Origin of the sequence: Xanthomonas sp. WHRI 10204 (genome assembly GCF_040202875.1) — a bacterium.
In the GTDB taxonomy this organism is placed as follows: domain Bacteria; phylum Pseudomonadota; class Gammaproteobacteria; order Xanthomonadales; family Xanthomonadaceae; genus Xanthomonas.
Genome location: NZ_JBEGDW010000003.1, coordinates 693164 through 705663, shown reverse-complemented (window position 1 = coordinate 705663; position 12500 = coordinate 693164). Strand labels below are relative to the sequence as shown.

Genomic DNA, 12500 nt, shown 5'->3' with positions numbered 1-12500 from the left:
CCTCATCCGGCGCTGCGCGCCACCTTCTCCCGGTGGGAGAAGGAAGCAGGCAGTCCCTTAGACCCACCCATCCCACTATCGTGCACTGCGCAATGACACCGGTTAACCAGAGCCGGTAGACTACCCACGGAGCAAGCCCTTTTCCCCCCGCTTGCCACGGAGATCGCGCATGTCCCTGTACTGCAAGACCCACTACGCCACCCACCCGGGTGCCATCAAGGGCGCCAGCAACGACGACCTGCGCGAGCTGTATCTGCTCGACGGCCTGTTCGTCGATGGTGCGGTGACGCTCAAATACACCCATTACGAGCGCTTCGTGCTCGGTGGCGCTGCACCGCTGGGCACCGCGCTGGAATTGCCCAAGCAGACCGAGCCGGCCTCCGCCGCCGGTCACCCGTTCCTGGAGCGCCGCGAACTTGGCGTCATCAACGTCGGCGCCGGTAGCGGCACCGTGACCGTGGATGGCACCGCCTACACGCTCGGCCCCAAGGATGGCCTGTACGTGGCGATGGGCAGCACAGATGTCAGCTTCGCCTCGGACGATGCCGCCAACCCGGCCAAGTTCTATCTGGCCTCGACACCGGCGCATGCGCGCTTCGAGACCAAGCAGCTGTCGATCAAGGATGCGGTGGCGCTGGACCGTGGCGCGCTGGAAACCAGCAACGAGCGCACCATTTACCAGTACATCGTGCCGGCCACCTGCCAGTCCTCGCAGCTGCTGCTGGGCCTGACCGTGCTCAAGCCGGGCAGCGTCTGGAACACCATGCCGCCGCATCTGCACGACCGTCGCAGCGAGGTGTATTTCTATTTCGACCTCGGTGCCAACGACCGCGTGTATCACTTCATGGGCGAGCCCGAAGCGCAGCGCCACATCGTGATCCAGAACAACGAAGCGGTGGTGTCGCCGCCGTGGTCCATCCACATGGGCGCCGGCACCAGCAACTACGCCTTCATCTGGGCGATGGGCGGCGAAAACCTGGATTACACCGACATGCACGTGCTGGATATCTGCCAGCTCAAGTAAGCCCGGTTTCGATCCATTGTTCGCTCCAGTGACGCCGTTTTTCCAGGCAAGCGCTGGCAACGTCAGCGCGCCCCGACGCGGCGTTGGCGAAGCACCAGTTCAAACAGCACAAACGCACTCTGCCGCGCACTGCGCGGCTCACTCATCACAACGTGGCACATCCAGCAGGAGCGATAAGGTAATGAGCAATCCGTTCAGTCTCGAAGGCAAGGTCGCATTGGTCACCGGTGCCAACACCGGCTTGGGCCAGGGCATCGCGCTGGCATTGGCCGAAGCGGGCGCGGACATCGCCGCCGCCGGCATCCAGGCGCCCACCGAGACCGAAGAAAAGGTCAAGGCGCTGGGCCGCCGTTTTATCGCCATCGAAGCCAACCTGATCAGCATCGAGCCGGTGCAGCGCATCGTCGACGCCACTATCGCCGGCCTGGGCGGGTTGGACATCCTGGTCAACAACGCCGGCCTGATCCGTCGCACCGACGCGGTCGATTTCAGCGAGCAGGATTGGGACGACGTGCTCAACGTCAACCTGAAGTCGGCGTTCTTCATGGCGCAGGCGGCCGGCCGTCATTTCATCGCCCAGGGCCGCGGCAAGATCATCAACATCGCCTCGATGCTGTCGTTCCAGGGCGGTATCCGCGTGCCCTCGTACACCGCCAGCAAGTCGGGCATCGCCGGCATCACCCGCCTGCTCGCCAACGAATGGGCCAGCAAGGGCGTGACCACCAACGCCATCGCGCCGGGCTACATGGCCACCGATAACACCGCGCAGCTACGTGCCGATGAAGACCGCAACAAGTCGATCCTGGATCGCATCCCGGCCGCGCGCTGGGGCGTGCCGGCCGATCTCGGCGGCACCGCGGTGTTCCTGGCCAGCAGCGCCTCGGACTACGTCAACGGCGCCATCATCCCGGTCGATGGCGGCTGGCTGGCGCGCTGATCCAGATCGCATGGCGATGGCGCGCACTGTCAGACGCGCGCAGCCGCCCCTGGTGTCCCGCGATACCACGTCCTTCTCCCGCGAGCGGGAGAAGGTGCCCGCAGGGCGGATGAGGGCAGCAACTCGTCCGGGACCGTCATCAAGGGGTGCGCGGAGTCTTGGTCACTGCTTGTTCGTTTCGCGCCGAAAGCCCCGGATGGGACCGCAATCGAAAGCACCTCGCGGCAGTCCCTAGCCTCCATCCTTTTCCGAACCACTCTTCCCCAACCAATCGGAGCATTTCCATGAAAATTGCACTCATGAATGAGTTTAGTCAGGCCGCCAAGAACCCGGTGATCCTGCAGCAGCTCAACGACGTCGCCGGCGAACAAGGCCACAACGTGTTCAACGTCGGCATGGACGGCGACAACGATCACCGCCTGACCTACATCCATCTGGGCATCGTCGCCAGCCTGCTGTTGAACTCGAAGGCGGTCGACTTCGTCGTCGCCGGCTGCGGCACCGGCCAGGGCGCGCTGATGTCGCTCAACGCTCACCCGGGCGTGTTCTGCGGCTACTGCATCGAGCCGACCGACGCCTACCTGTTTGCGCAGGTCAACAACGGCAACGCGCTGTCGCTGGCATTCGCCAAGGGCTACGGCTGGGGCGCAGAAATCAACGTGCGCTACATCTTCGAAAAGGCCTTCAGCGGCGAGCGCGGTCTGGGCTACCCGGCCGAGCGTCGCGAATCGCAGGCCGCCAATGCCGGCATCCTGACCCAGGTCAAGCAGGCCACTGCCAAGTCCTACCTCGACGGCCTGCGCGCCATCGACCCGGAACTGATCAAGCAGGCCATCGGCGGCGAGCGCTTCCAGCAGTGCTTCTTCGACAATGCGCAGGATGCGGAGATCCGCAACTTCGTCGCCGGCCTGCTGGGCAAGAGCGAAGCCGCTGCTGCCTGAGTGCAGCCGCATGCGCATGCCTGTGTTCCTGCACCGGGAGCAGGCATGCGCCGCAAGGTGAGTGCTTGAGACGTCGCTGACGCGTCAGGCATCGCACGGCGTCACCCACTGCTGATACAAGCAGTGGGTGACAGTCACTGCACGCCCTGCTGTGACTGACTCCGATGCCGGCGCCCAAAAGCGTGAGTGCATCCGCTGCGAACAGAGAGCGTGCGTGGACGCGAGCAAAAACACATGTGCATTCGTCCAGAAGCACTGGCGCATTTAACCGAAAGCGCCCGTGCATCGAGCCCCTCTCCCACCGAGGCGAGAAGGCACGGCTTACGCGCCATGGGTGCACGTGCCGCAAGCGCGGTTCGGGGCGCGGTTAGGGCGGAAGGCAGCCAACCGGTAGTCAAGCGCGGGCATCGAACTCGCTAAATGACCAGCAAGTGCCGATGTTGACGATGACCCACCGAAGCATCACGTCGCCCGTTCTGGATCCAGCCAACGCGCGAAGTGCGGATGCAAGTCGCTTCGGAATCACGCATCAAGCGTGCAGCCATACGTCGGTACCGCACTGCAGATAGCAGCAAGACCAGATCCAAAAGCAACAACAGCAGCAACACCAGCAACAACAACAACAACAGCAACAGCAACAGCAACAGCAACAGCAGCAACAGCAGCAACAGCAGCAACAGCAACAGCAACAGCAACAACAGCAGCAACAGCAGCAACAGCAGCAACAGCAGCAGCAGCAACAGCAGCAGCAGCAGCAACAGCAGCAGCAACAGCAGCAACAGCAACAGCAACAGCAGCAACAGCAACAGCAACAGCAACAGCACCAAACACCGCACTCACCAGGAGCCCCTCATGCGTCGACTGCTCATCGCCATGCTGCTGCTCTGCACCGGCATCGCCCACGCCCACGCTGCGCCCCATCGCATCTTTATCGCCGGCGATTCCACTGCGGCCGAGTACGGCGCCGATCGCGCACCGCAAGCCGGCTGGGGCCAGATGCTGCAAGCATGGTTCGACCCCGCCCAGTGGCAGGTGCACAACCACGCCAAAGGCGGCCGCAGCACCCGCAGTTTCATCGCCGAAGGGCGCCTGGACGCCATCGCCAAGGAGTTGCAACGGGGCGACATCCTGCTGATCCAGTTCGGGCACAACGATGCCAAACGCGAAGACCCCACACGCTATACCGACCCGCAAGGCGACTACGTGCGGTTCCTGCGCCAATACATCGCCACCGCGCGCGAGAAGGGCGCCACGCCGATCCTGATCACCCCGGCCGCACGCCTGCTCTACGACTTCGGCGCATTGCTCGATACGCATGGCCGCTACACCCTGGCCATGCAGCAACTGGCTGCCGACGAACGCGTCGGCCTGATCGATCTCAACGCCAGTTCCAGCGACTGGATTCGCGCACTTGGCGAACAAGCGGCCAAGCCGTATTTCCTGTTCGTCCCCGAGCAGAACAAGGCAGATGGCACCCATTTCAGCCACGCTGGCGCCACCGCGGTGGCCTGCCTGGTCGTGCACGGCTGGGTGCAGCTACAGCCTGAGTTAAAACCCCAGCTGCGTCGCGACGCCGATTGCGGCGCAGCCCCCGATACCGCCGCGCAACGCGCCACACAGGCGCATCCGTCGCTGGTTGTGCACGAGCGCGATCTCGCCCGCGAACAACCCGGCCCGCACGGCGGCGCCGGCCCCACCACGGCGTATCCCTTTTTCGCAGACGCACCGGAGTTGAAGTTCGTGCTGCGCAAACGCGTGCTGCACAAAGGTGCCGGCATCGGCCTGCACCTGCACGACAAGGACGAGATCTACTACATCGTCAGCGGGCGTGGCCTGTATGCGCTGGATGGCAAGCAGTACGACGTCGCGGCAGGCGATGCACTGCTGACGCGCCCGGGCAGCACCCATGCATTGCAGCAGACCGGTGATGCACCATTGGTGCTGTTATTGGCCTACCTGCCAGCGCCGGCAGGGTGAACCGTCGGCGCGATGCAGCGCAGGTATGGGCGCCGCAGACGCGCCACCCAAGCGATGCCCGCCGACCCAGCGCTGCAACCCCGGTGGCATTCGATCCAGGCCTGCAGCCATCGCCGTGCATTGCGCCGCATGACCTTCGGCATGCTGGCAAGCGGCCTTGACCGGCGGCATGATCGGCGATCCCACACTGCTCGGCGCGCATGAAAACTCCCTGGTTGCTTCTGTGTGTGCTCATCGCGCTGGCACCTGGCGCACTGGCCAGCCCGGCATCGGCCGTCCCTGCTCCGATTGCGCTGGACCTGGAGCTTGCACCGCATGCAACCAAGGGCGAGGTGGACACGCTAGAGGTGCGTCTGCGCCTGGCCACGCTGACCGTGGCTCGCGGCGGCATCGTGGCGCAGCTGCCGATGCAAGAGGGAAACGTGGATAGCGCTGCCGAGCACATCGTCTCGATCGAAGCCACCGATGCGCAAGGGACGGTGCAGCTCGCCGGGCGCGCGGCCACCGCGCAGGAGCGCGGCGATCAAGGCCCGTTGCGCGTCTGGACTGCGCCACGCGCGCTCGGCGGCCCGCTCAGCCTGCACTACCGTGTCCCGGCCAATGCGACCCGGCCGCCACGCGGCCCGGCGCCGCCCATTTCGTTCCGTAACGATGCGCATGCGTTTTCTGCAGTGTCGAGCATGTTTCTGGTGCTGCCGCCGCAGACACAAACGTACGCGTTGACCATTCGCTGGGATCTGTCGCAGCTGCCCGATGGCGCCAAGGGGGTGAGCTCGTTCGGCGAAGGGACGGTGCAGGTCGCGCAGATCGACAACGACAGTTTGCCTTTCGTGTTCTTCATGGCCGGGCAGGTCGGACGCTGGCCGAGCGTGCCGCGTGCGGACGGGTTTTCGGTCGCCTGGCAGGGGCAACCGCCCTTCGATGCGAATGCGTTATCCGCGTGGGTGGGCAAGCTGCACGAGCAGTTCGAGCTGGCGTTTCCGCAGCCCGAGTCCAGGCCCTACACGATCTTCCTGCGCTACAACCCGGTCAACGCGGGCGGCGGGACCGCATTGAACCAGTCCTTCGTCACCACCTATGGCGCAGGGGACGGTGCCGATGTGGACCTGATCAAGATCACCTTGTCGCACGAAATGTTCCATACCTATCAGCCGCGCCTTTCCGAGCACGGGCCCGAGTCCACGACCTGGTTCACCGAAGGCTCGGCGGTGTTCTACCAGGCGCTGCTGCCGCTGCGATTCGGTTTGCTCACCCCGCAGCAGTTTCTGGATTCGCTCAACACGACCGCAGCGCGTTACTACACCAATGCGCTGGGAAATCTGCCCAACGCACGCATCGATGAGGGATTCTGGAAGGACACCCGCATCCGCATGCTCGCCTACGACCGCGGCATGTTGTATCTGGCCACGGTGAACGATGCGCTACGCAAGCGATCGCAGGGCCAGCGTTCGCTGGATGACCTGCTGCGTGAGCTGCTGGCGATCGGGCAGCAGCGCGAGGCAACGCAGGCCGATTGGGAGGCCTTGCTGAAGGCGGAGCTGGGCGAGGCGGCGGTGCAGGACTTTCATGCCTTCCTGGCCGGCACGCCGCCGTTGCCGGCGTCGGACGCGTTCGGGCCGTGCTTTCGCAGGACCAGCAAGCCACTGCGGCGGTATGTGTTGGGATTCGAGCCGGCGGTGCTGGCCGAACCCAAGCGTATCGTGCGCGGGCTGATGGCAGCGTCGGCGGCCGCGCAGGCAGGAGTGCGCAATGGCGATGAGATCGTGCGTCCGGTGCCGCAGGACGGCATCCAGGGCAATCAGACCGAGCATCTGCAGTTGCGCTTGCGTCGCGACGGCAAGGAGTTCGATGTGGACTATCTGCCACGCGGCGAGCAGGTAGACGCCTGGCAATGGGAGCGCGTGCCTGGGGTGGACGATGCGCAATGCCGGCTGTGAGCGGGCGCTGATGCGCGCAGGCGTGCCTGTCTGCGGATAGGCACCCAGCCATCCGGTGCGCCGTTGCGCACGTGCCGCTGCCGGATCACTGCGTCGCTGAGGTGCCCGCATGCGCGACGGGGATTGCCCTCGCACGCAGCGATCGCGGCGTGTCCGTCTGCGTCACCCTGCATGCTCGTCGCACACGGCGCGCGGCGCATGGATCAAGGCTCAGGCCTTATCCACCCCGTAATGCACCAGGCCCAGCCGCGCCAGGTCGCCGGAGCGGCGGTAATAGACCTCTTCCCAGCCCTGCACGCGTTGGCGGTCGGCATCGTTCATGGCGTCCAGGATGTCTTCGATGCTGAGCAGGTCGGGGTCTTCTTCCAACCGTTCGAACACTGCGCCCAGGCCTTCGATGGCCTGCCGGGTTTGCGCTGCGCCCATGGCTGCCAGACCGCGCACTGCGTCGCTGCGGGTGGCCGCATCCCAGCGGTCGAAGTAGCGGGCGTAGCCGCTTTCGGTCATGTCCGCATCCAGCCGTGCAAGCGCGACCAGCTCGCGTTCGCCCGGCGATAGCGCGTCCAAACGTCCGCGCAACGTTGCCAGTTTTGCTTGTGCGCGTGCGGCGCGACGGCGCCACAGCAGTTCGGGCATGTTGATCAGCCCCTCCGCTGTGGGCGGCGCCACCGCAGGCCAATTCACGCCATGGCCGTCCTCGGTGATCTGCCAGTGCGCGCGCTGTGGTGGCGTGGCCTTGAGCAACAACCGATGCGCCTGGATGGGCTCGTCGATGCGGATGCCGTTGGCCAGGGTGAACAGCAGGCGGGTGTCGTCCAGCTCCAAGCGCCGGATGCGCAGATGCGTCAGGTCCATTGAGCGAATGCGATGTGGGGAGTCTCGACCATAGTCCGCGCTGGCGATGGTGTCGAGTCGCTGCGCACTGCGTTGTCCCGCAGCGCGAACTGCACATGCGTCGCATCACCTTGCCAGGGTGACGCCGCCATCTGGCCAAGGCGCGACAGGGCAGCGCAATGCAGCGACGCACCACGGTGCGCGGCTTTCAGCCTCGTACCTCACGGTGTCAGACACGTAGCGCAGGTGACACGGACGCGCAGTCCTTCGCGGCGTTAACCGCGTTGGACCGCTGCGGGCAGCGCAGCGCAACGTGGCTGCTTTACACGTCGCCGTCGCGGCTCCAGCCTTCGCCACTGCCGCGCTGAATCACCTGATCGCCGCTCAGCACATCGCCGGCCGGCACCTGCGCCTGTTGCGCCAGTGCCGCGTAGATCGGCGTGAAGTCCGGGCTGGTCGCGTCCATCAACTGCGCAAAGCTATCGATGACGAAATAGGTCTTCTGAAAACTGTCGATGCGGTAGCGCGTGCGCATGATGCGCTGCAGATCGAAGCCGATGCGGTTTGGCGCGGGCGAGTCCAGCGAATACAGCGATTCGCCTTTCGACGACACGATGCCGGCGCCGTAGATGCGCAAGCCTTGCGGTGTGTTGATCAGGCCGAATTCCACCGTATACCAATACAGCCGGGTGAGGTTCTGCAGTGCGTCCGGGCCGATGCCGTGCGCCTTGACCCCGCCACGGCCATAGGCCTGCATGAAGTCGGCAAACAACGGATTCATCAGCAGCGGCACATGCCCGAACAAGTCATGAAACAGGTCCGGCTCGGCGATGTAATCGATCTGATCGGGGCGGCGGATCCACCAGGTCACCGGAAAACGCTTGTTGGCCAGGTGATCGAAAAAATCCAGTTCCGGCAGCAGGCCTTCCACGCCGACCAACGTCCAGCCGGTGGCCGCCTGCAGCACCGCGTTGAGCGCGTCGAAGCGCGGGATCTGGCCATCGTCCATGCCCATGGCGTCCTGCGCCTGCAGGAACTCATCGCAGGCGCGGCCCACCAGCAACGCACGCTGGCGGCGATACAGCGTGCCCCAGGTGGCATGGTCGTCGCTGCTATAGCCGTCCCACGGCTGATCGACCACGGCCGTGGTGTAGACCGGCACATAACCCTTGTCGGTGAGCTGGTTTTCGACGCGGCGCGGGGCAGTGTTCATGCGACAGGACTTCCATAGCGACAGGAGTTCACCTTAGCCGGATCGCTGCGCAACAGGATTGCGAATCTTGCGCAGCGCTGGCACTTACGCGCAAGATTCATGCGTCTCGATCTGCTGCTACGCAACATATGGACCAACCAATCGCCTTGGACCGCACCGATCTGCGGTTGCTCGCCTTGCTGCAGACGCAGGGGCGTAGCAGCAACGCCGAGCTCGCCGTGCAGGTGAATCTGTCCGCGTCGGCCTGCCTGCGGCGCACGCAACGGCTGGAGGCCGCCGGCATCATCGCCGGCTACGGTGCGCGCCTGGATGCGCGCGCGTTGGGGCTGGGGTTGCAGGCTTTCGTACGGGTGCAGCTGGAGCAGCACGGTCAGGCCGATATCGAGCTGTTCGCCGACGGCGTGCGCGGTTGGGACGAAGTGGTGGCGTGCTGGGCGCTGACCGGCGACATGGATTATCTGTTGCAGGTGCAGGTGCGCGATCTGGAGCATTTTTCGCGGTTTCTGCTGGATCGCTTGCTCAACGCCACCGGCGTGTCCGACGTCAATTCCAGTTTCGTCCTGCGCACGGTCAAGGCGCCCGAAGGCCTGCCGCTGTCGCATCTGGCCTGAGGCGTCAGTCGCCTGGCCTGGATGCGAAACGCGTTGTGCCGGCGGAATAGGGCGCACCCGATCGCGCGGACAACCTGTTGCGATCAACGAATCTGGCTGACCTGCGACGTCCCGCAGCGGGGCCCGTCGCGCAGATCGCGCCGGCAGGATCAGACAATCCAGGGCAGACCGCACTTGCTCCACAAACGATAACGATTTACATTTACATAACGTCTGGCCGGTTCCGGCCATGTCCTGTTCGTCGATCCGCCAGCCTTGCCAGGCCAGCCAGCTCGTCGCCCGAGCAGCACGCCGACGCCTGCCTGCTTCCTGTCGCCACGCCCTAGCGTGCGCCCACGATCGATGAGAGACCGATGCCTGCACTGACCCACCCACTGACCTCCCTGTCTGTTGCCCTGCTGTGCGCGTTGACCTGGCCCGCCGCTGCGCACGCAGCCGACCTGGCCGATGCCAAGACGCTCGACCAGGTCACCGTCAACGGCACGGTGAGCCGCGCGCAGCCGGCCACCACCACGCGCCTGCCGCTGACCCTGCAGGAGACGCCGCAGTCGGTAAGCGTGATCGGATTGCAGCGCCTGGAGGACGAGTCGCTTTTCAGCATCGATGACGTGATGCGCAACGTCACCGGCGTCAACGTGTCGTTCTACGACACCCAGCGCCCGCTGTATTTTGCGCGCGGTTTCCAGATCACCGACTTCCAGGTCGATGGCTTGCCCACCTATAGCGGTGCGACCAATCAGGAATACGACACGGTGTTTTACGACCGCATCGAAGTGATCCGCGGCGCCAACGGCCTGCTGACCGGCGCAGGCATTCCCTCGGCCACCGTGAACCTGTTGCGCAAGCGCCCAGGCAAGACGTTCGACGCCTCGGTTGCCGCAAGCGCCGGCACCTGGGACTTCCGCCGCACCCAGGCCGACGTCAATGCACCGCTCACCGACGATGGCCGCTTCCGCAGCCGTGTGGTCGCGGCCTGGCAGGATCGCGACTACTACTACGACCGCTACCACGACAACAAGATGTCCGGCATGGCGGTGCTGGAAGGCGATCTGACCGACAGCACCACACTCACCGTGGGCTATCAACGTCAGGACAACAGCCCGGTCGGTTCGACCTGGGGCACGGTGCCGTTCTTTGCGGCGGATGGCACGCTGGCCAACCTGTCGCGCTCGACCAACATGGCACCGGAATGGACGCGCTGGCAGCGGGAAACCAGCACCGCCTTCGCCAATCTGGAACAACGCTTCGGCGAGGACTGGTTGCTGCGCGTCAACTACGCGCACACCCAGGGCGATGTGCAAAGCATTCGCGTGTACGGCACCGGCTATCCGGCCGCCGATGGCAGTGGCGTGTTCCTGCGCACCGGCGTGGGCGAAACCAGCGACGCCCGCGATGGCGTGGATGTGTATCTGTCGGGCGGGTTCTCGTTGTTCGGCCGCCGGCACGACGTGGTGCTGGGTGGCAGCTGGCAGGATCTGCAATCGACTACGTACGGCATCGCGCAGCAGTACCCCAGCGGCTGGGGATCGTGCATCAACGAAAGCGGTGGGTCTGAGCGCTGCTATCGGATTCCCGACATCCGTAACTGGGATGGCGATGCACCCGAGGTGAGCTACAGCCGCACCGGCGCGCGCCGTGAGGCACGCACCACGCAGCGCGGCGTGTACGCCTCCACACGCCTGCGCCTGGCCGACCCGTTGTCGCTGATCGCCGGCGCGCGCCTGAGTACCTGGCAAACGCGCACCCAGGCCTTCAACGTCAGCGGCGGCTACACCGGTACCACCGGCCGCTACAAAGTGAGCGATGAAGTCACCCCGTACGTGGGCCTGGTGTACGACATCGTGCCGGACGTGTCGGTGTACGCCAGCTACACCGAAATTTTCAATCCGCAGAACTACCGCGACAAGGACAACAACCTGCTCGCACCGGTGGAAGGCTCCAATCTGGAGGCCGGCATCAAGGCGCAATTACTCGACGGCCGCGCCATGGCCACGGCCGCCGTGTTCGAAGCCAAGCAGGACAACTACGCGGTGCGCGACATGACCCAGCCCGAATCGTCGTTGCCCGATGGAACCTCGGCGTTTATCGGCGTGGACGGCACCAAGAGCCGCGGTTGGGAGATGGATATCAACGGCGAGATGCTGCCGGGTTGGACGGTCAATGCCGGCTACACCCACGTCAAGGTCACGCGCGCACCCACCGATGCGATCTACGCCAACCTGCCGGAAGACTATCTGCAGCTGTCCACCCAGGTACGCCTGCCCGGCGCGTGGGATCGCCTGAGCATCGGTGGTGGCGTGAGTTGGCAAAGCGCGGTGCGCGGCTTCAACATCGCGCGCCCCACCAGCGATGGCAGCGGCGCCACCACCCCGGTCACCGTGGTGCAGAATCCGTATGCGTTGGTGCACTTCAACGCCAACTACCGCATCAGCGACCAGTGGACCGCCACGCTGGCGGTACGCAACGCGTTCGACAAGACCTACTGGGCCAACCTGGATTACCAGAACTACGGCGAACCGCGCTTTGTCAGCGTGTCCCTGCGCTGGCGCTACTAAGGAAACGACGATGCCGGCCGATCACCGCGCGGTGCATGCACCACGATGATCGCCCGGCATCGCAACTAACGTCCTAAAGCGGAATCCAAAATATCTGCCGTTGCGTCGTAGGAGCGGCCCCGGCCGCGACGCCGTCCCGACACAGCGTCAGTGCTTACGCAGCAGGCATCGAGCAAGGCGAAAGAAGCTCGCCCGCCTGGATCAACACCTAGCGCGCAACAGCGTGCAAATGGCAGACAGATAACGCCATAAACCATGCGAGCAAAAACGCGCCGAACGCGTTACATCAAGCAAGCAAGATGCGGCACTTCGTAGGAGCGGCCCCGGCCGCGACGCCGTCCCGACACAGCGCCAGTTCTTACGCAGCAGGCATCGAGCAAGGCGAAAAAGCTAGTTCGCCTGAATCAACACCTAGCGCGCAACAGCGTGCAAATGGCAGGCAGATAACGCCGTAGACCATGCGAGCGAAAA

General features: G+C 64.7%; 10 protein-coding genes. 7 read left to right on the top strand and 3 right to left on the bottom strand.

Annotation, left to right across the window (positions count from 1 at the left end; all coding sequences use genetic code 11):
• The first annotated feature begins 169 nt into the window (after positions 1-169).
• The 3 genes from kduI (at position 170) to ABQZ00_RS20020 (ending at position 2902) form a co-directional block, all read left to right on the top strand.
• Positions 170-1024 carry a 5-dehydro-4-deoxy-D-glucuronate isomerase gene (gene kduI / locus ABQZ00_RS20030; RefSeq protein ID WP_323538385.1) on the top strand — a complete coding sequence of 285 codons (855 nt, stop codon included), beginning with the start codon at positions 170-172 and terminating at the stop codon, positions 1022-1024.
• A 181-nt stretch (positions 1025-1205) separates the two neighbouring features.
• On the top strand, positions 1206-1961 hold the full coding sequence (gene kduD / locus ABQZ00_RS20025; RefSeq protein ID WP_055853846.1) for a 2-dehydro-3-deoxy-D-gluconate 5-dehydrogenase KduD: 756 nt from the start codon (positions 1206-1208) through the stop codon (positions 1959-1961).
• Positions 1962-2245: 284 nt separating this feature from the next.
• Positions 2246-2902: an RpiB/LacA/LacB family sugar-phosphate isomerase gene (locus ABQZ00_RS20020; RefSeq protein ID WP_115552550.1), complete on the top strand. Its 657-nt coding sequence runs from the start codon at positions 2246-2248 to the stop codon at positions 2900-2902.
• A 416-nt stretch (positions 2903-3318) separates the two neighbouring features.
• On the opposite strand, the gene ABQZ00_RS20015 is transcribed toward ABQZ00_RS20020, so the two are convergent.
• A complete protein-coding gene (locus tag ABQZ00_RS20015) occupies positions 3319-3726 on the bottom strand; it encodes a hypothetical protein (RefSeq protein ID WP_323538386.1) in 408 nt (135 codons plus the stop codon).
• A 28-nt stretch (positions 3727-3754) separates the two neighbouring features.
• Here ABQZ00_RS20015 and ABQZ00_RS20010 point away from each other — a divergent pair, with 28 nt between their 5' ends.
• Together ABQZ00_RS20010 and ABQZ00_RS20005 are read left to right on the top strand one after the other, a co-directional pair.
• Complete coding sequence (locus tag ABQZ00_RS20010; RefSeq protein ID WP_323538387.1) at positions 3755-4879, top strand: GDSL-type esterase/lipase family protein; 1125 nt, start codon at positions 3755-3757, stop codon at positions 4877-4879.
• 200 nt (positions 4880-5079) lie between these two features.
• Positions 5080-6816 carry a M61 family metallopeptidase gene (locus ABQZ00_RS20005; protein WP_323526619.1) on the top strand — a complete coding sequence of 579 codons (1737 nt, stop codon included), beginning with the start codon at positions 5080-5082 and terminating at the stop codon, positions 6814-6816.
• Between the two features lie 210 nt (positions 6817-7026).
• Here ABQZ00_RS20005 and ABQZ00_RS20000 read toward each other — a convergent pair whose 3' ends face one another.
• A complete protein-coding gene (locus ABQZ00_RS20000; protein ID WP_323538388.1) occupies positions 7027-7671 on the bottom strand; it encodes a DMP19 family protein in 645 nt (214 codons plus the stop codon).
• A gap of 301 nt (positions 7672-7972) precedes the next feature.
• On the bottom strand, positions 7973-8863 hold the full coding sequence (gene phhA / locus ABQZ00_RS19995; RefSeq protein WP_323538389.1) for a phenylalanine 4-monooxygenase: 891 nt from the start codon (positions 8861-8863) through the stop codon (positions 7973-7975).
• Positions 8864-8991: 128 nt separating this feature from the next.
• Here phhA and ABQZ00_RS19990 point away from each other — a divergent pair, with 128 nt between their 5' ends.
• Positions 8992-9474, top strand: a complete 483-nt coding sequence (locus ABQZ00_RS19990) for an Lrp/AsnC family transcriptional regulator (protein WP_064507986.1) — start codon at positions 8992-8994, stop codon at positions 9472-9474.
• A gap of 353 nt (positions 9475-9827) precedes the next feature.
• Entirely contained in the window at positions 9828-12029 is a 2202-nt protein-coding gene (locus ABQZ00_RS19985) for a TonB-dependent siderophore receptor (protein ID WP_323538390.1), read from the top strand.
• Positions 12030-12500 lie beyond the last annotated feature (471 nt).